At 54.3% G+C, this 24461-nt stretch carries 16 protein-coding genes and 1 pseudogene; 16 read left to right on the top strand and 1 reads right to left on the bottom strand.

The features are described 5' to 3' along the window. Positions 1 to 23: 23 nt before the first annotated feature. The 3 genes from H0247_RS06495 (at position 24) to H0247_RS06485 (ending at position 3847) form a co-directional block, all read left to right on the top strand. Positions 24 to 1238, top strand: coding sequence for an arabinogalactan endo-beta-1,4-galactanase (locus tag H0247_RS06495; protein WP_180741812.1), 1215 nt, complete (start codon positions 24 to 26; stop codon positions 1236 to 1238). A gap of 46 nt (positions 1239 to 1284) precedes the next feature. After that, positions 1285 to 3345 (top strand): beta-galactosidase, encoded by a 2061-nt coding sequence (locus H0247_RS06490; protein WP_180741811.1) that lies wholly within the window; start codon positions 1285 to 1287, stop codon positions 3343 to 3345. Between the two features lie 154 nt (positions 3346 to 3499). Then, positions 3500 to 3847 (top strand): glucose PTS transporter subunit EIIB, encoded by a 348-nt coding sequence (locus tag H0247_RS06485; RefSeq protein ID WP_014916161.1) that lies wholly within the window; start codon positions 3500 to 3502, stop codon positions 3845 to 3847. A 408-nt stretch (positions 3848 to 4255) separates the two neighbouring features. Here the strand turns inward: H0247_RS06485 and H0247_RS06480 are convergent. Then, positions 4256 to 4513 (bottom strand): annotated as a pseudogene (locus H0247_RS06480) (hypothetical protein); the annotation flags it as partial. Positions 4514 to 4756: 243 nt separating this feature from the next. Between H0247_RS06480 and H0247_RS06475 the strand changes: the two are divergent. From H0247_RS06475 to H0247_RS06415, 13 genes are all read left to right on the top strand, one after another. Further along, the gene (locus tag H0247_RS06475) at positions 4757 to 5947 is read left to right on the top strand and encodes a NupC/NupG family nucleoside CNT transporter (protein ID WP_304622219.1); all 1191 of its coding nucleotides are present in this window, start codon (positions 4757 to 4759) and stop codon (positions 5945 to 5947) included. Positions 5948 to 6196: 249 nt separating this feature from the next. After that, positions 6197 to 7432: an MdtA/MuxA family multidrug efflux RND transporter periplasmic adaptor subunit gene (locus H0247_RS06470; RefSeq protein WP_180741809.1), complete on the top strand. Its 1236-nt coding sequence runs from the start codon at positions 6197 to 6199 to the stop codon at positions 7430 to 7432. Continuing rightward, positions 7432 to 10554 (top strand): MdtB/MuxB family multidrug efflux RND transporter permease subunit, encoded by a 3123-nt coding sequence (locus H0247_RS06465; protein WP_180741808.1) that lies wholly within the window; start codon positions 7432 to 7434, stop codon positions 10552 to 10554. The genes H0247_RS06470 and H0247_RS06465 overlap by 1 nt, the downstream gene beginning before the upstream one ends. Beyond that, entirely contained in the window at positions 10551 to 13631 is a 3081-nt protein-coding gene (mdtC, locus tag H0247_RS06460; RefSeq protein WP_180741807.1) for a multidrug efflux RND transporter permease subunit MdtC, read from the top strand. The genes H0247_RS06465 and mdtC overlap by 4 nt, the downstream gene beginning before the upstream one ends. Before the next feature lie 547 nt (positions 13632 to 14178). After that, positions 14179 to 15579, top strand: coding sequence for an MFS transporter (locus H0247_RS06455; protein WP_180741806.1), 1401 nt, complete (start codon positions 14179 to 14181; stop codon positions 15577 to 15579). Between the two features lie 7 nt (positions 15580 to 15586). Next, positions 15587 to 16954, top strand: a complete 1368-nt coding sequence (gene baeS / locus H0247_RS06450) for a two-component system sensor histidine kinase BaeS (RefSeq protein WP_180741805.1) — start codon at positions 15587 to 15589, stop codon at positions 16952 to 16954. Between the two features lie 45 nt (positions 16955 to 16999). Next, on the top strand, positions 17000 to 17728 hold the full coding sequence (gene baeR, locus H0247_RS06445; protein ID WP_180741804.1) for a two-component system response regulator BaeR: 729 nt from the start codon (positions 17000 to 17002) through the stop codon (positions 17726 to 17728). A gap of 39 nt (positions 17729 to 17767) precedes the next feature. Further along, complete coding sequence (locus H0247_RS06440; RefSeq protein ID WP_180741803.1) at positions 17768 to 18421, top strand: Vat family streptogramin A O-acetyltransferase; 654 nt, start codon at positions 17768 to 17770, stop codon at positions 18419 to 18421. Positions 18422 to 18473: 52 nt separating this feature from the next. Then, a complete protein-coding gene (locus H0247_RS06435; protein ID WP_180741802.1) occupies positions 18474 to 19025 on the top strand; it encodes a GNAT family N-acetyltransferase in 552 nt (183 codons plus the stop codon). 170 nt (positions 19026 to 19195) lie between these two features. Next, the gene (locus tag H0247_RS06430; protein ID WP_180741801.1) at positions 19196 to 20155 is read left to right on the top strand and encodes a glutathione S-transferase family protein; all 960 of its coding nucleotides are present in this window, start codon (positions 19196 to 19198) and stop codon (positions 20153 to 20155) included. A 212-nt stretch (positions 20156 to 20367) separates the two neighbouring features. Then, positions 20368 to 21729: a tRNA 5-hydroxyuridine modification protein YegQ gene (gene yegQ, locus H0247_RS06425; RefSeq protein WP_180741800.1), complete on the top strand. Its 1362-nt coding sequence runs from the start codon at positions 20368 to 20370 to the stop codon at positions 21727 to 21729. A 637-nt stretch (positions 21730 to 22366) separates the two neighbouring features. Then, positions 22367 to 22909, top strand: a complete 543-nt coding sequence (locus tag H0247_RS06420; RefSeq protein ID WP_180741799.1) for a TetR/AcrR family transcriptional regulator — start codon at positions 22367 to 22369, stop codon at positions 22907 to 22909. After that, a complete protein-coding gene (locus tag H0247_RS06415; protein ID WP_180741798.1) occupies positions 22906 to 24420 on the top strand; it encodes an MFS transporter in 1515 nt (504 codons plus the stop codon). Before H0247_RS06420 ends, H0247_RS06415 begins: the two co-directional genes overlap by 4 nt. Positions 24421 to 24461 lie beyond the last annotated feature (41 nt).

Below are 24461 nucleotides of genomic sequence, written 5' to 3'. Positions count from 1 at the left end.
CTGTACAACTCCAGGAACGTAAAATGAAAATGAAAAAACGCGTACTGATGGCTGCCATGCTCGCAACGGGCCTGCTGACCTTCTCCCTGCCGCAAGCCTTGTATGCTGCTGAGAATGTGACAATCAATAAATTGACGAACGTCCCTGCCGATTTCATTAAGGGCGCGGATATTTCCATGCTGAACGAGGTGGAAAAGCACGGCGGAAAATTTTATGACGAGCATGGCAAACAGAAAGATGCCATGCTGATCCTGAAAGAGAACGGGATTAACTACATCCGACTGCGTATCTGGAACGATCCGAAAGATGCGGCGGGCAACGCCTACGGCGGCGGTAACAACGATCTGGCGACCACGCTGGCGCTGGCTAAGCGCGCCAAAGCGAACGGTATGAAAGTGTTGCTGGATTTCCACTACAGCGATTTCTGGACCGACCCGGCCCACCAAAACAAGCCCAAAGCCTGGTCTGGCCTGAACATCACGCAGCTCACAACGGCCGTACATGACTACACCAAAGCCACGATTAGCGAATTCCAGAAAGCAGGCGTCATGCCGGATATGGTGCAGATCGGTAACGAACTGAACGGCGGAATGCTGTGGCCAGAAGGAAAAAGCTGGGGTCAGGGCGGTGGCGAATTCGATCGCCTCGCGGCACTGCTGAAAGCCGGTATTCAGGGTGTTAAGGACGTACAGGGCGCGAATAACGTCAAAATCATGCTGCATCTGGCAGAAGGCACCAAAAACGACACCTTTATCTGGTGGTTCGATGAAATCGTCAAACGCAATGTGCCATTCGATGTCATCGGTGCCTCGTTCTACACCTACTGGAACGGCCCTATCAGCGCGTTGCAGTACAACATGAACGACGTCACCAAACGCTACAATAAAGACATCATCGTGGTGGAAGCCGCCTACGCCTATACGCTGGAAAACTGCGACAACGCGGAAAACAGCTTCCAGCAAAAAGAGCAGGATGCGGGGGGCTATCCCGCTTCCGTACAGGGTCAGGCCAACTACCTGCACGATCTGATGCAAAGCATCATCAACGTCCCCAATCAGCGCGGCAAAGGCATCTTCTATTGGGAGCCGATCTGGCTGCCGACTCCCGGCGCAACCTGGGCGACGAAAGCCGGTATGAAATACAACAGCGACGAATGGAAAGAAGGCAACGCGCGAGAAAATCAGGCACTGTTCGACTGCAAAGGCAACGTCCTGCCTTCCATTAAAGTGTTTAAGTAAGCCGCAAACCGAATTCAACACGTGACAACCCGTTTAGGAGAGAACGATGTTCAAATTCCCCCCGCTAAGCAGCAAAGTCCCTGTTCTGCTACACGGTGCTGACTATAACCCCGACCAATGGCTGGACAACCCAGAGGTGCTGGAAAAAGACATTGAAATGATGAAGCAGACCCAGTGCAACGTCATGTCCGTGGGGATTTTCAGTTGGTCTGGGCTTGAACCGGAAGAAGGTCGCTACGAATTTGGTTGGCTGGACAGCATCCTCGACACGCTGTATGCCAACGGTATCTTCGTTTTTCTGGCCACACCGAGCGGTGCGCGCCCGGCCTGGCTGTCGCAGAAATACCCCGACGTGCTGCGCGTGGGGAGCAACCGCGTGCGCGCGCTGCACGGCGGTCGCCACAATCACTGCCTAAGCTCGCCGAACTATCGCGAAAAAGTAAAACAGATGAACACCCAGTTGGCAAAACGCTACTCGCATCATCCGGCGGTGATCGGTTGGCATATTTCCAACGAATACGGCGGCGAATGCCACTGTGAGACCTGCCGCAGTACCTTCCAGAACTGGCTGAAAGCCCGCTATGGCACGATAGACGCGCTGAATAAAGCATGGTGGAGCAGCTTCTGGAGCCATACCTACACCGACTGGTCACAGCTAGAACCGCCGTCGCCCATTGGTGAAGTCTCCATTCACGGCCTGAATCTGGACTGGAAACGCTTTAACACCTCACAGGTTAGCGATTTCTGTGCCGCAGAAATTGCCCCGCTCAAGGCCGAAAATCCGTCTCTGCCAACCACGACGAACTTCATGGAATATTTCTATGATTACGACTACTGGCAATTAGCGAAGGTGATCGACTTCATCTCCTGGGACAGCTACCCGCTGTGGCATAACGCGGAAGATGACTGCACGCTGGGCGCCTATACCGCGATGTATCACGACCTGATGCGTACGCTGAAAGGCGGAAAGCCTTTCTATCTGATGGAGTCCACGCCAAGCCTGACCAACTGGCAACCGATCAGCAAGCTGAAAAAGCCGGGCATGCATATCCTGTCTTCTCTTCAGGCCGTTGCGCACGGTTCAGACTCGGTGCAGTATTTCCAGTGGCGTAAGAGCCGCGGTTCCGTCGAGAAATTCCACGGCGCGGTGGTCGATCATATCGGGCATATTGATACCCGAGTCGGACGTGAAGTACAGGCGTTGGGTGACATCCTCAACAAACTCGCTCCCGTGGCAGGGAGCCGGGTTGACGCCAAGGTCGCCATCATTTTCGACTGGGAAAGCCGCTGGGCGATGGACAACGCCCAAGGGCCGCGCAACGCGGGGCTGTTCTACGAAAAAACCGTCACCGAACATTATCGTACGTTCTGGGAACAAGGCGTCGCGGTGGACATCATCAATGCCGATGTCGATCTCAGCGGCTATCAGCTCGTGATTGCCCCCATGCTCTACATGGTTCGTGATGGCTTTGCCGAACGTGTCGATGCCTTCGTCAAACAAGGCGGCCGCTTCGTTACCACCTACTGGTCTGGCGTCGTCAACGAAACCGATCTGTGTCATCTGAACGGTTTCCCTGGGCCGCTTCGTCCTATCATGGGCATTTGGGCGGAAGAAATCGACGGTCTGTACGATCATGAAAGCAACAGCATCAGCGGCCTGAGCGGTAACGAGCAAGGTCTGGTTGGTCCGTATCAGGTCACGCACCTGTGCGAGCTGATTCACCTTGAAGGTGCGCGAGCACTGGCGACCTATGACAGCGATTTCTACGCCGGACGTCCCGCCGTTACGGTCAATGATTACGGCAAAGGTCAGGCTTATTACATCGCCTCACGCAACGACCTCACCTTCCAGCGGGATTTCTTCACCACGCTGATACAGGTGCTGGATTTACCGCGCGCGCTACCAACCGACCTGCCTTACGGGATTGTCGCGCATCGTCGTGATGACGGGGAAAATGAATTTATCTTCGTACAGAACTACACGGCAACGCCGCAGCAGGTCACGCTGCCTGCCACCTACGAAGAAATGACCACGGGCAGCACGCTGTCGGGATCCATCACGCTGTCAGGTTATGGCTGTCGGATCCTACGCCGCGCGTTGCGGTAACGACGCCAGCTTGTCAGTTACGCATCACGAAACTGAGGCGGCCACGGTGATAAGTGCTTCTACGCAACCGCATCACCGTGTGTCGCCTAACAGTCATGTTACGTGAGCCGCACTATCATACTCAGGTTGATAAACAAACAAAGAGGTGACTACGATGGGCAAGATTCACAATTTTCGGAAATTGTTCGCGTCAATGTTGGGTAAGCAAATTACCGAGATTGAAATCGCTTCACCGCTAGACAAAGAAAACTTGCAGCAGTTGGTGACCGCCTTTGGTGGCAAAGAAAATATCGTCAGTCTGGATGCCTGCATCACCCGCCTGCGGGTCGAGGTTCACAGTCTGCGGTTGGTCAACAGCGACAGCCTGCAAAAACTGGGCGCTATCGGTGTGATCATCGTCGGTCATCAGGTACAGGCTATTTTCGGTACGCAGTCAGATAACCTGCGCCGCGAACTGGCCGCCTGGTTTGAGGATGATGGCGCAGACAAAGAAGTACGCTAACAGTTTTACGACTCCCAATGCGTTTTGCCGTTACCCGGCGTAAGAAATTATGCTGAGGAGATAGCAGGCTTATGATGAGCCGCATGGACGCGGCGAGAGCTTGCGCCACGTCCGACAAAAACGTCAGAGACGTTTTTGAACAGCACTCGTGCTGGCCCGAAGGGCGAGCCCCGTTTATGGGGCGAGTAAACGTGTCGCAAGCGGTCCTCTAAGCCTGATACCGACGAAGGCACCGCTTTAGCGGCATAATTCCCGCCAAAAAGCCGGGGTTCATAGGGGGCTGGCGAGCCCCCTATGTCGGGCGCGTGCTACGAGGTAGTATGAAAATTGCGATATTGTGGCGCACGAAACCATCTTCACGTCTGCATAAAAATGCAACGAAAATACCGCTGCGAAGAAGGCAATTTCCTAATAACGACTCGCACGATCCAGCAACTCAATATCTTCTGCCGGCAGCACCAGCCGCGTCGCGCTCGCCAGTTCGGCTACCTGCTCCAGCGATGTCGCACTGGCGATACTTACCCGACAGAAACTCGCTCGTCGGCGAATAATAACGAATGACCCGATACCTTGCTCGCATACCAGCGGTTGCAGCGTTTCATACCGCGCCAGATAGTTGGCTTGACTGATTTTCAGCATCTCAGCCAAACGCGCTGCGTTGTAGTTTCATGCAAAAACATCATAAAAGACTCACCAACCTGCAACCTAAAGCAGGGCAATACCACTTTCTGCTTGGAATAAGAATAATGAATGACCAGAAAAGTGCGGATAACGAGACATGGCATTTAGTTTAGATAAAATCCCACGGTATAATTATTTTTTTGCGTTCTCCCTCTCATTTTTAATGCACGCGTTACATAAAATGACGTGGAAAATTTGGCCTGCCTCATATTTGGAGCACACATGTCCCTGTCCCATATCGCGCAATTTATTCTGGCGCTGGTTGTTGTTACGGCGCTGGCGCTGCTTGTCTGCCGCGATCGTAAAAGCATTCGTATTCGTTTTATTATTCAGTTACTCGTCATCGAAATTCTGCTCGCGTATTTCTTCTTGTACTCAAACATTGGGTTAGGTGTTGTTAAGGGGTTCGCGGCGGTATTCGACAAATTACTCGGATTTGCAGGCCAAGGGACGGACTTCGTATTCGGTGATATGGTGAATAGTGAGAAGAACCTGATTTCCTTCTTCTTCAAAGTGCTCTGCCCTATCGTCTTCATTTCCGCGCTGATCGGTATCCTGCAACACATTAGAGTGCTGCCGATCATCATCCGCGCCATTGGTACGCTTCTGTCCAAAGTGAACGGCATGGGTAAACTGGAATCCTTTAATGCGGTCAGTTCACTGATTCTCGGCCAGTCCGAAAACTTCATTGCCTATAAAGATATTCTGGGCAAGATGTCTGAAAAGCGTATGTACACCATGGCGGCAACGGCGATGTCGACTGTGTCGATGTCTATCGTCGGGGCGTACATGTCGATGCTGGATGCCAAATTCGTCGTTGCTGCGCTGATTCTGAACATGTTCAGTACCTTCATCGTACTATCGCTGATTAACCCCTACAAAGTCGGAGAAGAACCGGAATTGCAGTTGGGTAACCTGCACGAAAATCAGAGCTTCTTTGAAATGCTGGGCGAATACATTCTGGCGGGCTTTAAAGTCGCCGTTATCGTTGCAGCAATGCTGATCGGTTTCATTGCACTGATTGCCGCGGTCAACGCCATTTTCAGCGCCATTTTTGGTATCAGCTTCCAAGAAGTCCTCGGCTACGCGTTCTACCCGTTTGCCTGGGTCATGGGTATCCCCTCTAATGAAGCCCTGCAGGTAGGTAGCATCATGGCAACCAAACTGGTTTCTAACGAGTTTGTCGCCATGCTGGAACTGCAAAAAGTGGCAGGCGAACTGTCTCCACGCAGCGTGGGTATTCTGTCTGTGTTCCTGGTGTCCTTCGCCAACTTCTCATCCATCGGGATTATTGCTGGCGCGATCAAAGGCCTGAACGAACAACAGGGCAACGTGGTTTCTCGCTTCGGTCTGAAATTGGTTTACGGTTCCACGCTGGTGAGCATCCTTTCCGCCGCTATCGCGGGTCTGGTGCTGTAATCCTTCACTGCGATATTCCTCGCTTATCTCTATCCGGCAGCCTCGCGCTGCCGGATTTTTTTCCCTACAAACCCTGACATATCTTCCATATTTCCTTCATTTTTGTCCGGCATCTCCTGTTTAAACTAGTAAAATAAGGCCATTGGTCCCAAAACCTGCTTACTAAAGTGACAACGCACGCACGTGCAGCGTGAAGTATGACGGGTACACCGTGCTTCCCGCGCAACCTGGAGAGAGTAATCCATCACTATGAATGCCAAACGTATCCGAGGCCTGCTGATACTTGCCGCCGTTATCGCTATTGCCGTGCTGATCTGGCGCCACTTTACCCCGACGCCCTCTGCCGCCCCCGGCACCAGTGAACAGCACGCCGCCCGTACGTCACATTCGGGAAGCAACAGCAATGGCGGTGGACGCCGCGCTGCTATGCGCACGCTGGCCCCTGTGCAGGCGGCGATGACGCAGTCTGCTTCCGTGCCCTATTATCTGTCCGGCTTAGGCACTGTGGCTGCGGCCAACACCGTAACGCTGCGCAGCCGGGTGAATGGGCAATTGATGGCACTGCACTTTCAGGAAGGACAACAGGTTAAGGCTGGCGACTTACTAGCAGAAATCGACCCGCGTCCTTTTCAGGTTGAGCTCACGCAGGCTCAGGGACAGTTGGCAAAAGATCGGGCCGTGCTGGCTAATGCGCAACAGGATTTAGTGCGCTATCAGCAGTTGGTGAAAACCAATCTGATCTCCCGTCAGGAACTGGATGCGCAGACCGCCGCCGTTCGTCAAGCAGAAGGCACGCTAAAAGCCGATGAAGGCGCCGTAGCCAGCGCGCAGCTCCAGTTGGATTACAGCAAGATCACTGCGCCTATCAGTGGTCGGATCGGCTTAAAGCAGGTCGATGTCGGGAATTACATCACCAGCGGCGACACCAATGGCCTTGTCGTGATCACACAGACCTACCCGATTGATGTCGTCTTTACCGTACCGGAAGCGGAAATTTCCACCATTCTGAACGCGCAGAAATCAGGCCAGCCGCCCGTGGTGGAAGCCTGGGATCGCGCCAATCAAAAGAAACTCTCACAGGGGACGCTGCTGAGCATGGATAACCAGATCGACGCCACCACGGGCACGATCAAACTCAAGGCGCGTTTTGATAATCTGGACGATGCCCTGTTCCCGAACCAGTTCGTGAATATCCGCATGAAGGTCGACACGCTGAAAAACGCCGTCGTCGCCCCTTCCTCCGCCGTGCAAATGGGGAATGAAGGCCGTTTCGTCTGGATTCTGAATGATAAAAACGAAGTCAGTAAGCGTCAGGTGACCACCAGTATTCAGTACGGCCAGTTGGTTGTGGTGACAGCAGGACTGGACGCCGATGTGAAAGTCGTCACTGACGGTATCGACCGTCTGACCGAAGGGGCAAAAGTAGAGGTTGTGCCCTCAACGCTGACGGAGAAAACGCCCGCCACCACTGGGGAGAAATCCTGATGCAGGATACCGTTCCAGCCAGCGGCGGCGGGCCATCGCGCCTGTTTATTCTGCGTCCAGTCGCCACGACGCTGCTGATGATCGCGATTTTGCTGGCCGGTATCATCGGCTATCGGGCGTTACCGGTTTCCGCACTTCCCGAAGTGGATTACCCAACGATTCAGGTCGTTACCCTGTATCCTGGCGCCAGCCCCGATGTCGTGACGTCTGCAATTACCGCACCGCTGGAGCGGCAGTTCGGTCAAATGTCCGGACTAAAACAGATGTCGACGCAAAGCGCCGGCGGCGCATCCGTCATTACGCTTCAGTTCCAGCTTGAGCTGTCGCTGGATGTCGCCGAGCAGGATGTGCAGGCCGCCATCAATGCGGCCAGCAACTTGCTGCCTAACGATCTGCCCTATCCGCCGACCTACAGCAAAGTAAACCCAGCCGATCCGCCGATTATGACGCTGGCCGTCACCTCCAGCGCCATGTCGATGACACAAGTTCAGGACATGGTGGACAACCGCATCGCGCAAAAAATCTCGCAAGTGGCAGGCGTCGGGCTGGTGTCGTTAGCCGGTGGACAGCGTCCGGCTGTGCGGGTCAGACTGAATGCGCCCGCGCTGGCGGCATACGGTTTGACCAGCGAGACGATCCGCACTGCGATTACCGCCGCCAACGTGAATTCTGCCAAAGGGAGTCTGGATGGCCCGACGCGCTCGGTCACGCTCTCCGCCAACGATCAAATGAAAACCGTTGATGATTACCGCAAGCTGATTGTTACATGGAAGAATGGCGCACCGGTGCGGCTTCAGGATGTCGCAACGATTGAGCAGGCCGCAGAGAATAGTCATCTCGGAGCCTGGGCGAATCGGCAGCAGGCGATCATTATCAACGTTCAGCGCCAGCCTGGTGCCAACGTCATCACAACCACGGACAGCATTAGTAAGATGCTGCCTGCGTTGAAAGCCAGCCTGCCGAACGCCGTCGAGGTCACCACGCTGACCGACCGCACCACCAGCATTCGCGCCTCAGTAAAAGACGTCCAATTCGAGCTGCTGTTGGCTATCGCGCTGGTCGTGATGGTGATTTACCTGTTTTTGCGTAACGCCGTCGCCACGCTGATCCCGAGCATCGCGGTGCCGCTGTCGCTGATTGGCACCTTTGCCGCCATGTACTTCCTCGGTTTTTCCATCAATAACCTGACGCTCATGGCGCTGACTATTGCCACTGGTTTCGTGGTGGATGATGCCATCGTGGTGATTGAAAACATCGCCCGCTATATCGAAAAAGGGGAAAAACCGCTTCATGCCGCGCTGAAGGGCGCAGGAGAAATCGGCTTCACCATCATTTCTCTCACCTTCTCGCTCATCGCCGTGCTGATCCCGCTGCTATTTATGGGCGATATCGTCGGACGATTGTTCCGCGAATTTGCCGTCACGCTGGCGGTGTCTATCCTGATTTCCGCCGTCGTATCGCTCACGCTCACGCCCATGATGTGCGCACGAATGCTGAGCCATCAGTCGCTGCGGCAACAGAACCGTTTTACCCGCGCCAGCGAACGTTTCTTCACTCGCCTGATCGATGCCTACGGCGTCTGGCTGCGCAACGTGCTGAACCACCCGTGGCTGACGCTTAGCGTTGCGCTCGGTACGCTGCTGCTGACGGTTCTGCTCTATATTTGGATCCCGAAAGGCTTCTTCCCGATACAGGATAACGGCATCATTCAGGGCACCGTGCAGGCACCGCAAACCGTTTCGTTCAGCAATATGGCCGATCGCCAGCAGCGCGTTGCGTCCATCATCATGAAAGATCCAGCAGTGGAGAGCGTGTCTTCATTCATTGGCGTTGACGGCACCAATGCCGCGCTAAACAGCGGCCGTCTGCAAATCAACCTGAAACCGCTCAGTGAGCGCAGCGAACGTATTCCAGAGATCATCAGCCGCCTGCAACAGCAAACGGCACAGATTCCTGGCATCCAGCTATATCTGCAACCGGTGCAGGATCTCACCATCGACACCCAAATCAGCCGCACGCAGTACCAGTTTACCTTGCAGGCGATGTCGCTGGACGAGCTGAGCCAGTGGGTGCCCAAGCTGATGACCGAGCTGAAAAAGCTGCCACAGCTTGAGGATGTCAGCAGCGACTGGCAAGACGGTGCCGCCGTTGCCTACGTCAACGTAAATCGCGACAGCGCTAGCCGTCTGGGCATCACGATGTCGCAGGTCGATAGCGCGTTGTACAACGCTTTTGGCCAGCGTCTGGTCTCTACCATCTATACGCAGGCCAGTCAGTACCGTGTCGTGCTGGAACACGATACGACGAACAACACCGGTCTGGACGCGTTGAACGACGTGCGTCTCATCAGCAGCGACGGCGGCACCATTCCGCTCAGTAGTATTGCCACCATCGAAGAGCGTCAGGGGCCGCTGGCGATCAACCATATCGACCAGTTCCCATCGACGACGATCTCCTTCAACGTCGCCAGAGGCTATGCGCTGGGTGCAGCGGTGGATGCCATTACCCAGACCGAGCAGCAGATGAACCTGCCTGCGAATATCACCACCCGTTTTCAGGGCAGTACGCTGGCGTTCCAATCAGCGCTGAGCAACACCGTGTGGCTGATCGTGGCGGCGATTGTCGCGATGTACATTGTGCTTGGCGTGCTGTACGAGAGCTTTATTCATCCCATCACCATCCTATCTACGCTGCCCACGGCAGGCGTCGGCGCGTTGCTGGCACTCATGATGGCCGGGAATGAGCTGGATGTGATTGCCATTATCGGGATCATTTTGCTCATCGGGATCGTGAAGAAGAACGCCATCATGATGATCGACTTCGCTCTGGCGGCGGAGCGAGAGCAGGGGATGACACCGTATGACGCCATTTATCAGGCCTGTCTGCTACGTTTCCGGCCGATTTTGATGACCACCATGGCGGCACTGTTGAGTGCGCTGCCGCTGATGCTGAGCACTGGCGTCGGCGCGGAACTGCGCCAGCCGCTGGGGATCTGTATGGTCGGCGGCCTGATCATGAGCCAGATTCTGACGCTGTTTACCACACCGGTGATTTACCTGCTGTTTGACCGTCTGGCGATGCGTTTCCGCCGTTTAGCGCGTCAGGAGGAAGAAACCGAGTGAAGTTCTTCGCCCTGTTCATCCACCGCCCCGTCGCCACCCTGCTGCTGACGCTGGCCATCGCACTCTGTGGCGTACTGGGTTTCCGCCTGTTGCCGGTGTCGCCGCTGCCTCAGGTGGATTTCCCAGTTATTTCGGTCAGCGCCTCCCTGCCCGGCGCCTCGCCAGAAACGATGGCCTCCGCCGTCGCGACACCGCTGGAACGGGCACTTGGCCGGATCGCAGGCGTCAGCGAAATGACCTCCACCAGTTCGCTCGGCAGTACACGCGTCATTCTGGTGTTTAACCTCGACAGGGATATCAACGGCGCAGCGCGTGATGTGCAGGCAGCCATCAACGCCGCGCAAAACCTGCTGCCGTCCGGTATGTCCAGCCGACCGACCTACCGCAAAGTCAATCCGTCCGACGCACCCGTCATGATCCTGACGCTGACCTCGGACACCTACAGCCAGGGGCAGTTGTACGACTTTGCCTCGACTCAGCTGTCACAGAAAATTTCGCAGATGGAAGGCGTCGGCGATGTCTCCATCGGCGGCAGTTCGCTGCCTGCCGTGCGCGTCGCACTGAATCCGGTGGCGCTGTTCAATCAGGGGATTTCCCTCGACGAGGTACGGCAGGCTATCGCGCAGGCAAACGTGCGCCAGCCGTTAGGAAATGTCGAAAACAGCCAGAAAAGCTGGCAGATACGCACCAACGATGAGCTAAAAACCGCCGCGGCCTATGCGCCGCTGATTATCCACTACAACAACGGTGCCGCCGTCCGCCTGAGTGATGTCGCTACGGTAGAAGATTCAGTGCAGAATTCCCGTAACGCGGGGATGGCGAACGCGAAGCCTGCGATTCTGGTGATGATTCGCCGCGCGCCGGATGCCAACATTATTACCACGGTAGACAATATCCGCGCCGCCATGCCAGAGCTGCGCGCCAGCCTCCCTGCCGAAATACAGCTGGATGTTGCACAGGACCGTTCTCCCACCATCCGCGCCTCACTGGCGGAAGTGGAACGATCGCTGGTGATTGCCGTCGCGCTGGTGATTCTGGTCGTCTTCCTGTTCCTGCGTTCCGGCCGTGCGACCGCCATTCCGGCGTTGGCCGTACCGGTATCGCTCATCGGCACCTTTGCCGCCATGTACCTGTGCGGCTTTAGTCTGAATAACTTGTCGCTGATGGCGCTAACCATTGCCACCGGTTTCGTGGTGGATGACGCCATCGTGGTGCTGGAGAATATTTCCCGCCATATCGAAGCGGGTATGAAGCCGCTACAGGCGTCGCTTCAGGGCGTGCGCGAAGTAGGGTTCACCGTCTTATCCATGAGTCTGTCGCTGGTAGCGGTGTTCATCCCACTGCTGCTGATGGACGGCTTACCAGGGCGGCTATTCCGCGAATTCGCCGTCACGCTGTCGGTCGCGATCATGATTTCTCTGCTGATCTCACTCACGCTCACGCCGATGCTATGCGCGCGACTGCTGCATGCCGTCCCTAAACGCAGCCAGCCGCGCAAGCACGGTTTTAATCGCGTGCTGTTGGCGATGCAACAAGGCTATGGGCAATCGCTAAAGTGGGTGCTCAACCATGCTCGCTGGGTGTTACTGCTCTTGCTGGGCACCATCGCGCTCAATATCTGGTTGTATATCAGCATTCCGAAGACCTTCTTCCCAGAGCAGGATACGGGCCGACTGATGGGCTTTATTCAGGCTGACCAGAGCATTTCTTTTCAGGCCATGACGGTGAAACTCCAGAACTTCATGACCCTTGTCAGCAGCGACCCGGCGGTGGATAACGTTAACGGTTTTACTGGCGGATCGCGCACCAACAGCGGGTCGATGTTTATCTCACTTAAGCCGCTGTCCGAGCGTGATGTATCGGCACAACAAGTGATCAGCCGCCTGCGCATCAAGCTGGCAAAAGAACCCGGCGCTAATCTGTTTCTCATGCCAGTGCAGGATATTCGCATCGGCGGGCGTGAAGCGAACGCGGGGTACCAGTACACACTGCTGTCTGATGATTTGAACGAACTGCGCGCCTGGGAACCTAAGATTCGTAACGCTTTCAGCAAGTTGCCAGAGCTGGCCGATGTGAACTCCGATCAGCAGGATAAAGGCGCGGAAATGGCGCTCACCTACGACCGCGATGCGATGGCGCAGCTCGGCATCAACGTTTCTGCCGTCAACGCACTGCTCAATAACGCCTTCGGACAGCGTCAGATTTCAACCATTTACCAGCCGCTGAACCAATATAAGGTGGTGATGGAAGTGGATGATACCTACACACAGGATGTCAGTTCGCTGGACAAAATGTTTGTGATCAATAAAGAAGGCAAGCCCATCCCGCTTTCTTATTTCGCCAGTTGGAAACCGCTCAACGCGCCGCTGTCGGTGAATCATCAGGGGTTGTCTGCCGCATCAACAATTTCTTTCAACTTGCCGGAAGGCACCGATCTGTCGAGCGCCACGGCAGCGATAGAAAGAACCATGACATCGTTGGGTGTGCCGTCAGCAGTACGCGGCCAGTTTTCCGGTACGGCGCAAGCGTTCAAGCAGTCGCAGTCTTCCCAGCTATTGCTGATTCTGGCGGCCATTATTACCGTGTATATCGTGCTGGGCGTGCTGTATGAAAGCTATGTGCATCCGCTGACGATTTTGTCTACCCTGCCCTCGGCGGGCGTAGGGGCGCTGCTGGCGCTGGAGTGGTTTGGCGCACCGTTTAGTCTGGTGGCGTTGATTGGCATCATGCTGCTGATTGGGATCGTGAAGAAGAACGCGATCATGATGGTGGATTTTGCGCTGGTGGCGCAGCGCAGCGGCCAACTGAGCGCGCAGGATGCGATTTTCCAGACCTGTCTGTTGCGCTTCCGTCCGATAATGATGACCACACTGGCCGCGCTGTTTGGCGCCCTGCCGCTGGTGTTGACCAGCGGCGACGGTGCGGAATTGCGACAGCCGCTCGGCATCACTATTGTCGGCGGGCTGGTGATGAGCCAAATCCTCACGCTGTATACCACACCGGTGGTGTATCTGTTTTTCGACAAACTGAGGCATATTCGGCGCAAAGCCCCAGAGAAGGATTTGTCACTGTCGTGATAATAATCAATATGTTATTTCAGGGGAGGTTTCGTGCGCTTAACTCGCAACGGACTCCCACCTTGGCGTAAATTATGCTGAGGAGAAGATGCTCTCTCGGATGAGCGGAGCGACAAGATGTGTCACTATCATGACTGAACATGAACAACGATAACGATCTAATAACATGCTATTTCTGGGGAGGTTTCGTGCGCTTAACTCGCAACGAACTCCCACCTTGGCGTAAATTATGCTGAGGGAAAAGCATACTCTCGGATAAGCGGCATGGATGCCGCGCAAGCCGATGCCGCGTAGGGAACGCGTCAGCGGCGGTCCGCAAAGAGGATGCTTTTCCCGAAGGCACCGCATAGCGGCATAATTTCCCGCCAAAAGCCAGGGTTCCAAGGGCGACGGCAATTGAGCCGCCCTTGGTCGGGCGCGTTCGGAACGCTACTAGAAAAACGGTGATACTTGAGCGCACGAAACCTCGCCGAGATAAAAATATTCACAATGTGAGGACACCACCGACTATGCCGAATATATCCAACTATCCAGAGGGTCATGGAAGATGACCCAACCAGCCTCCGTCCGCTGGCAGCTTTGGATTGTTGCCTTTGGCTTTTTTATGCAGACGCTGGATACCACCATCGTGAATACCGCGCTGCCTTCGATGGCCGCGAGTCTGAATGAAAGCCCGCTGCATATGCATTCGGTGATTGTTTCCTATGTGCTGACCGTCGCGGTGATGCTACCTGCCAGCGGGTGGCTGGCGGATCGTATCGGCGTGAAGAACATCTTTTTCACTGCGATTCTGCTGTTTACGCTCGGATCGCTGCTGTGCGCCCGTTCGGAAACGCTGAATGAACTGCTGGCCTCGCGCGTTATTCAGGGCGTCGGCGGCGCAATGATGGTGCCGGTAGGACGGCTGACCGTGATGAAGATCGTCCCGCGCGATCAGTATATGGCAGCAATGACATTCGTGACGCTGCCCGGCCAGATTGGCCCATTAATGGGGCCCGCACTCGGCGGCTTTCTGGTGGAATACGCCAGCTGGCACTGGATTTTCTTTATCAACCTGCCCGTTGGCATTATCGGCGCGCTGGCAACTTGGTTCCTGATGCCCAATTACACTATGCGAACGCAGCGCTTTGACATCAGCGGCTTCCTCTGGCTTGCCATCGGTATGGCGACACTGACGCTGGCGCTGGACGGTAACCGCAGCCTCGGCATTCCGCCGATTGCCATTTTTGCGTTAATCGCGATTGGACTGATCGCCCTGTTAAGCTATTGGCTACACGCGCGCCGTAACGAACGAGCCCTGTTTAATCTGCGTCTGTTCGACACCCATACCTTCTCTATCGGCCTGACCGGCGGGCTATTGGCACGTATCGGCAGCGGCATGTTACCGTTTATGACGCCGCTATTTTTGCAGTTGGGAATGGGCTTTTCGCCGTTCCACGCCGGGCTGATGATGGTACCAATGGTGCTAGGCAGTATGGGTATGAAGCGGATCGTGGTGCAGGTCGTTAACCAGCTCGGTTACCGCCGCGTGCTGATTGTCTCCACGCTGCTACTGGCACTGGTCACGGCGCTGTTCGCGCTAGTCGCGCTGATGCAATGGATCTGGATGATCCCGATTGTCTTGTTCTTCCTTGGCATGGTGAACGCCATTCGTTTTTCCACCATGAATACACTGACGCTGAAAGATCTGCCGGATACGTTAGCCAGCGGCGGCAATAGTCTGCTGTCGATGACCATGCAGTTGTCCACCAGCCTTGGCGTCAGCATCGCAGGCATCCTGCTAGGCCTATTTTCCCAACCGCATATGGCAGCAGGAAGTGGAGAAACCCACAGGGTGTTTATTTACACCTATCTCAGCATGATCGTCATCATCGCCCTGCCAGTGTTAATTTTTAACCGCGTCCCACCGGACACCATCAAGCAGTCAACGCTGCCGCGTCAATCGTGAGGTCGTTATGAAATTCGGAATCACCGCTAAGCTGTTCCTCGCGATTTTCGCCACCTGTATGCTGGTGCTGATTACCATGCACTGGGGCGTGCGCGTCAGCTTCGAACGCGGCTTTATCGACTACATTAAGCGCGGCAACGAACAGCGGGTCACGCAGCTACGCGACGCGCTGGCGGAACAATATCAACAGCACGGCGACTGGTCATTCCTACGCAACAATGACCGGCTGGTGTTCAAAATGCTGCACTCGTTGGATCAGAACAACGACACCGACAACAATATGCAGGGGCTACGCGTGCGCCTGTGGGTACTCGATACCGGCAAGCGCAAGCTGTTCGGCTCTCCGGCACCGATACCGAACGAAGGCACCTGGCAGCCGATTCAGGTGCAAAACCAGACAGTCGGCTGGATTGTTGCCTCGCCCGTTGAACGCCTAACCCGCAACGCCGACATCAGCTTCGATCAACAACAGCAGCGTACCAGTTGGTTGATTGTCGCGCTCTCGACACTGCTCGCGATCATCGCCACCTGGCTGACCGCGCGTGGCCTGCTCGCGCCCGTCAAGCGGCTGGTCAACGGCATGCACAGTTTGGCCTCAGGAGATTTCAGCACCCGCGTGACGGCAAGCTCACACGATGAACTAGGCAGGCTAGCGCAGGATTTCAACCAGCTTGCCAGCACGCTGGAGAAAAACGAGCAGTCGCGTCGTGCGTTTATGGCCGATGTCTCCCACGAATTACGCACGCCGCTGGCGGTGCTGCGCGGTGAGCTGGAAGCCTTGCAGGATGGGGTACGCAAGCCCGACGCGCATTCGCTGCACTCGCTCCAGTCTGAGGTGACGACGCTCACCAAACTGGTAGACGATCTGCACCAGCTCACCCTGTCCGATCGCGGGTCGCTGGCCTACCGCAAAACGGCGGTGGACGTGGTGCAACTTCTGCATATTGCTATCGCCGCGTTTCATGAACGCTTCCAGAAAAAACAGATTACGCTTACCACCGAATTACCGACTCAGGCTGATGTGTTTGGCGACTCGGATCGCTTAAGCCAGCTATTTAACAACCTGCTGGAAAATAGCCTGCGCTACACTGACGAGCAGGGACAGTTGACCATTACCCTCATGCAGCAGCATAAACGTTGGGCGATTATCTGGCAGGACAGCGCCCCCGGCGTGACCGACGAGCAGCTCACGCTGATTTTCGAGCGCTTTTACCGTGCGGAAAGTTCGCGCAACCGCGCCAGCGGCGGCTCTGGGCTGGGGCTGGCAATCTGCAATAATATCGTTGAGGCGCATAGCGGACGGCTGTATGCTGAACATTCGCCATTAGGGGGCGTGATGATTACCCTTGAGCTCCCCTCGCACGTACCGGATTAAGCGTTATCCCGATCGCTATTCCTGAAACCGACAATAAGCAGAGCTATGACAACCGCATCCGATTTCGCTATGGCATCACCTATTCTGATTGTCGAAGATGAGCCCAAGCTGGGGCAACTGCTGGTGGATTATCTTCAGGCAGCGGACTACGCCACGCACTGGCTGTCCGACGGTAACGATGTCGTCGAGTGGGTGCGGCTGTATTCCCCTTCACTCATTTTGCTGGATTTAATGCTGCCAGGCTGCGACGGCCTGACGCTCTGCCGCACTATCCGCCAGTTCTCCAACGTGCCGATTATTATGGTCACCGCCCGTAGCGAGGAGATCGATCGCTTGCTGGGGCTGGAAATTGGTGCCGATGACTATATTTGTAAGCCCTTCAGCCCACGCGAAGTCGTCGTGCGTGTCAGAACGCTGCTGCGTCGCTGCGGCTGGCAGAACGACGGCGTGAAAGCCATCGAGAAAACCGAAACCGCGCTAGTGATTGATAAAGGCGGCTTTCAAGCCAGCTATCTGGGGCAGAACCTTGACCTGACGCCGGCAGAGTTTCGTCTGCTCAAGACGCTTTCCACCGAACCGGGCAAGGTGTTTTCCCGCGAGGCGCTGCTGGATAAGCTCTACGACGATTACCGCGTCGTGACCGACCGCACCATCGATAGCCACATCAAAAACCTGCGTCGCAAGCTGGAACAGCTGGACGAAGAGACCTCATTTATCCGCACGGTATACGGCATCGGCTATCGCTGGGAAGCCGCGCCCTGCAATGAGGTATAACACCAATCGCCCTATGATGTTATTGGAGCTTATGATGTTATGGAGACCCTATTGAACGGACCCGATCCGGATAACCGCTACCCCATGGCCGGTTTCCCGCAAGTGTGTTTCATCAAGAATATTGTCACCAACCCGAATATTGAAATTGGCGACTACACCTATTATGACGATCCCGACGGCGCGGAAAACTTCGAGCGAAATGTGCTCTACCACTATCCGTTTCTCGGCGATAAATTAATCATCGGTAAGTTTTGCGCCATCGCGCGCGGGGCAAAATTTATCATGAACGGCGCAAATCATCGGCTTTCCGGCCTGTCGACGTATCCCTTCCAGATTTTTGGCAACGGCTGGGAAAAAGTGACGCCGAAGCCAGAGGAACTGCCTTATAAAGGTGACACGCATATCGGCAACGATGTCTGGATTGGCTATGATGCGCTGATCATGCCCGGCATCCGCATCGGAAATGGTGCCATCATTGCGTCACGCGCCGTGGTCACCGCCGATGTGCCCGCTTATACGATCGTCGGCGGCAATCCGGCAAACCCCCTTAAAACCCGTTTTACGCCAGACGTCATCAATACGCTGGAAGCGCTGTGCTGGTGGGACTGGCCGATAGAAAAAATCACCCGTCATCTGGACATCATCGCCGCGGGTGATATTGCGGCACTGCAAGCCTGCCATCAGTCAGCGTAACCGTCTTCCATTCCATACGAATCCGTACCACACAGAAGAGGCTTTCGCGATAATGACCAGGCTATTTTCCGAAACCACCAAAATCGAGACACCTCGCCTGCTGCTGCGCCCACTCTATCGTGATGATGCGTCTGCACTGTTCGTTTTTATGTCCGATCCCGTCGTGATGCGTTTCTGGAATCATCCGCCCTGGCAGCACATCGAACAGGCGCATGATGCGATTGACGAAGATTGGAGCGCGCTGTGCGCAGGGCAATACATGAAGCTGGGTCTGGAAGTTAAAGAGTGCGGTGAACTGATCGGCACCTGCGTGCTGTTCAACCTTGAGATTGAGTCTAAGCGCGCCGAGATCGGCTACTGTATGGCGGCGAGTGCGCAAGGGAAAGGTTATATGGCGGAAGCGCTCTCTGCCCTGCGGGATTTTGCCTTTGGAACGGTGGGGCTAAGCCGACTGGAAGCCGAAATCGATCCTCGCAATCTGGCGTCAGCTCGCTCGCTGGAACGGTTAGGCTTCACACAGGAAGGGCTGTTAAAGCAGCGTTGGATTGTGGACGGCGAGGTGTCAGATTCCGCGCTGTACGGTCTGCTGGCGGCTAAACGTTAGCCATCTCATTCCCATGCTGGTCAAAAATACTGTCTGACTTAATGAAAATTTTGTCATTTTCTCTTTTCCCAAGGCTGTTACTCTTTTAAGCCTACAATAATAACGAGTATCACCCTGCACACCGTGCGGGACATGGGTCACCTGCAACAGCACAGATAAGGGAAAAGCATATGTCAGGTTTAGTGAATGGCAAATGGGTTAACGGCGATGTCGCGGCGGAAGAGATCAAAAACGGCGCATTCCACCGTGAAGAAACCAAATTTCGGCAAACCGAGCTGGTGCCAGAAGCGGGGCGTTACCAGCTCTTTGTTTCCTATCTCTGCCCGTGGGCGTCACGTACGCTAATTTTCCGCAAGCTGAAAGGGCTGGAGAACATCATCTCGCTTTCGGTCGCCTACCCACGCATCGCCGATAATGGTTGGGAATTTACCACGCCTCAGGATGCGGGTGAGCATGTGGGAGAAATTCACTATCTGCACCAGTTGTATACCGCCTGCGTGCCCGACTACACCGGAAAGGTATCAGTCCCTGTACTGTGGGATCGAGTGGAAGGCCGCATCGTGAATAACGAATCGGCAGATATCATCCGTATGCTGAACAGCGAATTTAATGGCCTGACCGATAACCACCTCGATTTCTATCCGTCAGAACTGCGCACAGAGATCGACCGCTGGAACGAAACCGTGTATCACAACGTCAATAACGGCGTGTATAAGACCGGTTTCGCCAAAACACAGGAACACTATAACGATGCCGTCACCACACTCTTCGCCACGTTGGACGAGTTGGACGAACATTTGGGCAATCATCGTTATATGCTCGGCGACACGCTGACCGAGGCCGACTGGCGTCTATTCGTGACGCTGGTGCGTTTTGACGTGGCCTACCACGGTGCGTTCAAATGTAACCTGAAGCGCATTGCCGACTACCCAAATCTATCGAACTACCTGCGCGAACTGTATCAGTGGCCGGGTATCGCAGAGACGGTCAATCTCGATCACATCAAAACGGGCTATTACGGTATTGCCTGGCTGAACCCGACGCGGATCGTGCCGGTTGGCCCATTGCTTGATTTGTCTCAGCCCCACAATCGCGAAACGTTTGGAAAATCCCGTATCGCCACGCATTAATCCTGTTTTATCCGGCCTGCTCGATTAATGGCAGGCCATGCTTTATTTAGGCCAAAAAATTGATTTGCTTCAAACGATTGATGTATGTCAAACAAAGGCCCCACTTTTCGTATGTCGTCTACTGCAATTTCCCCCTATTAACGCTAGAATCCTCCGCCTTTACTGTTCCCGCCGCGGAGCAGCCTGACTTGTGATCAGAATCGAGAGATACCATGTTTAAACCGGAACTGCTTTCTCCGGCCGGTACGCTGAAAAATATGCGCTACGCCTTTGCCTATGGCGCGGACGCGATTTATGCCGGTCAACCCCGCTACAGCCTGCGCGTGCGCAATAACGAATTCAACCATCAGACGCTGGCGCAAGCCATTAACGAAGCGCATGAACTGGGCAAAAAATTCTACGTCGTTGTTAACATCGCGCCGCACAATGCCAAACTGAAAACCTTCCTGCGTGACCTGCAACCTGTGATCGAAATGGGGCCGGATGCGTTGATCATGTCCGATCCGGGTTTGATCATGCTGGTACGGGAAAACTTCCCACAGATGGATATTCACCTTTCCGTTCAGGCCAATGCGGTCAACTGGGCGACGGTGAAATTCTGGCAGCAGATGGGGCTGACGCGTGTCATTCTGTCCCGCGAACTGTCGCTGGAAGAGATTGCAGAGATCCGCCAGAACGTGCCGGATATGGAACTGGAGATCTTCGTTCACGGCGCACTGTGCATGGCCTACTCTGGCCGCTGCCTGCTGTCCGGTTACATCAACAAACGCGATCCGAATCAGGGCACCTGTACCAATGCCTGCCGCTGGGAATATAAGGTTCAGGAAGGCAAAGAGGACGAAGTCGGAAATATCGTCCATCAGCACGAACCTATTGCGGTGAAAAACGTTGAGCCTGCACTGGGCATTGGCGAACCGACCGACAAAGTCTTTATGCTGGAAGAAAGCATGCGCCCCGGCGAGTACATGAGCGCCTTTGAAGACGAACACGGCACCTACATCATGAACTCCCGCGATCTGCGTGCGATCCAGCACGTTGAACGCCTGACACAAATGCAAGTGCACTCGCTGAAAATCGAAGGCCGCACCAAGTCATTCTATTACTGTGCCCGTACCGCACAGGTTTATCGCCGCGCCATCGACGATGCCGTGGCAGGTAAACCGTTCGACCCAACCTTGCTGGAAACGCTGGAAGGCCTGGCACACCGTGGCTACACCGAAGGCTTCCTGCGTCGTCACGTGCATGAAGATTACCAAAACTACGATTACGGCTATTCTGTCTCCGATCGTCAGCAGTTTGTCGGTGAATTCACCGGCGTGCGTCGCGATGGGCTGGCAGAAGTCGAGGTGAAGAACAAGTTTTCCTGCGGCGACAGCGTGGAGATGATGACGCCAAACGGCAATATTCAATTCACCATCGACTCCATGCAGAATGCCAAAGGGCAACCTGCTGATGTGGCGCCGGGTAACGGTCATATCGTTTATCTGCCCGTGCCGGACGATATCTCGCTAGACTATGCGCTCTTGCTGCGCAATCTACCGGGCACCACCACGCGCAACCCTAACGCGGAATAAGCGCATCATATCGCCGGATGTCCCATACATCCGGCAATGTCTCCAACAACGCAATGTCTTCCTTCTCGTAGGCTCGCTATTATCGACGGTGATCAACCGCGATTCAGTACATCAGAGTTCAAGGGTATCGTTACAAAGCTCGGGGTTTTTGACGAATATTAGAAACAGATCACATCAATTCGCTGGTCTTGTGGTTAGTATTGCGTCGCTGAGAAAACATAGAACGAAAAATAAGCGTAGTGATACTACTAGGAACCACCTCCTTGGCCAGCTCAATCTCCCTTGAGCTGGCTTTTCTTTTTATACGTGTTAACGGGCGAGTCTTCTGACGATGATGGGCGGAAGCGACGTGGAGATGGCAGTCCTCTACCTTTCATCCCGATGAACTTACATAAGTAAGTGATTCGGACGACAAATCGACTAGGAGTAGATTTGAACGTATCCAACGCACATGCAACTTGAAGTATTACGCGTATAAAGTTAAATAGTTTCAGATAGTAAGCGACGGTCCGTCATTTCAGCTTTCCAAATATGGCTCAAATCTTAATATTTCCCTATACGAGCCACGTCCTGAATAATGTAATAACTTCTAAGCGACACGCTTGAATAAAAACAAACCGACTGGTATGTTTCTTTCATGACGAATGCTCACCGTAGAAAAAAAGATCCTGAAAAGGTCCGCTTGAACCTGATAGAAAGTGCGAAGAAACTCGCGCTTGAGAAGGGGTTTGGCGCTGTCAGCCTTGAGGCTGTTGCTTTGGATGCCGGCGTGACGAAAGGCGGCCTCTTCCATCATTTCACTAATAAACATGCTCTGGTAAGCGCTGTCTTCGAGCACCTCTTGCAGGAGTTCAAACACGATTTAATAACAAGAATGTCGTCAGACCCTGATCCTTATGGTCGATTTACGCGAGCTTATGTACAGCTCGTATTTGAAACTGGGGCTGACTCCGACTACGGACCACTATGGATTACCACGCTTTCAGTACCTGAGTTGCGGATGATATGGGGTAAGTGGTTAAACGATTTATTACAAAGATACGGTGAAACCGAGTTACAACTCGAAAATGCCCGATTTGCTGCTGATGGTATCTGGCTCGGCCACATGTTTGGCGTTACGCCCCAAAATATAGATGCATTCATGAACCACCTTATTGATATGACGAGAGCCCCTAAGTGATTGCTGAAAAAAACCCTTGGATGGTGCTTGCTATTGTCTCTGCGGGCCTCGTCCTTGTTGGCATTGATATGACGGTGCTGAATGTCGCACTTCCTGTCCTTGCCCACGAACTTGACGCAACGACGTCAGAAAAACTGTGGATGGTTAACGCTTACTCATTGGTTATGGCTGGCTTACTGCCTGGATGTGGCACGCTGTCCGATAGAATAGGCCACAGGAAAATGTTTGTGGCGGGTCTGGTTGTTTTCGGCGCTGCATCATCAATGGCGGCATTTTCTCCCACGGCTGAATTACTGATTGTTGCAAGGGGGCTCCTCGCAGTAGGGGCGGCCATCATGCTCCCTGCAACCATTTCTATTATTCGCGTCGTTTTCACCCATGACCATGAGCGTGCCATCGCCATTGGTGTTTGGGGCTCCGTCTCGGCGGGTGCCTCAGCGTTAGGCCCCATATTAGGCGGTGTTCTGCTCGAACATTTCTGGTGGGGAGCGGTGTTCCTGATCAATGTGCCGATCGTTTTGCTAACGCTATTCTTTACATTCATCAAAATCCCGCCGATATCGGGCAATCCAGAACGCTATTGGGATGCTCTGACATCAGCGCTGCTGACGGTGGCATTAATCGCGTTGCTCTACGCACTAAAAGGTTTACTGAAAGCCGAAATCCATTGGAATGAGGTCATTATCGCGCTCCTTATGGGGATCGCATTCTCCTGGGGATTCATCCTGCGGCAAAAGACGCTCCGGTCACCCATTATTGATTTCAGTCTTTTTGGTAACACGAGGTTTGCTCTTGGCACAGCAGGGGCATTTTTTGCCAGCTTTATCGTGATTGGCCTGCAATTTGTCCTTAGCCAGGAGCGCCAGCTTGTCCGTGCTTTCACGCCCTTGGAAGCTGGGTTATTTATCCTCCCCATCGCGGCGGGGGCATTGGTGGCTGGCCCATTATTCGGGGCATTTCTGTTCCGTATTGGTATCGAGCGTATGTTAGCTCTTACGCTGTTCCTTGCGGCATCTGGCTTGGCTCTTTTTACCTTTCTGCCTGAACAAAATACTCTGTTACTACAAACCATTGTGCTCGGGCTTACCGGGTTCGGGTTAGGTGGGATGATGTCGGTGTCTTCGACCGCGATCATGATAAGTGCCCCAGAAGACAAAGCCGGTATGGCAGGATCGCTGGAAGGCATTTCCTATGAACTGGGTGGGACACTTGGTGTTGCCGTAATGGGGAGCATTATTGCATCTTTTTATACCAGAACATTTAATCCGCCGGACAATATTCAACTGCCCTCTGTGGCTTGGGATAGCCTCGACCAGACAATTCTTGTTGCCACGAAACTACTCTCTGCTCAGGCTGAACAAGTGATTAGCGCAGGGAAAATTGCGTTCTCCGCTGGCGTCATCACAACGTTACATGCCGTGGTTGCTCTGACCATGATATTACTGATTAGCATGACTTTTTATATGCGAAATAAACCGACTGAAACAAAGATTCCAGCATCCCGCAGATGAATGAAAACAAGAAAGCATCGTGGCTTTAAATAGAACTGACT

Origin of the sequence: Pectobacterium sp. CFBP8739 (assembly GCF_013449375.1) — a bacterium.
Lineage (GTDB): Bacteria > Pseudomonadota > Gammaproteobacteria > Enterobacterales > Enterobacteriaceae > Pectobacterium.
This window is presented reverse-complemented; position numbering and strand designations above follow the sequence as displayed.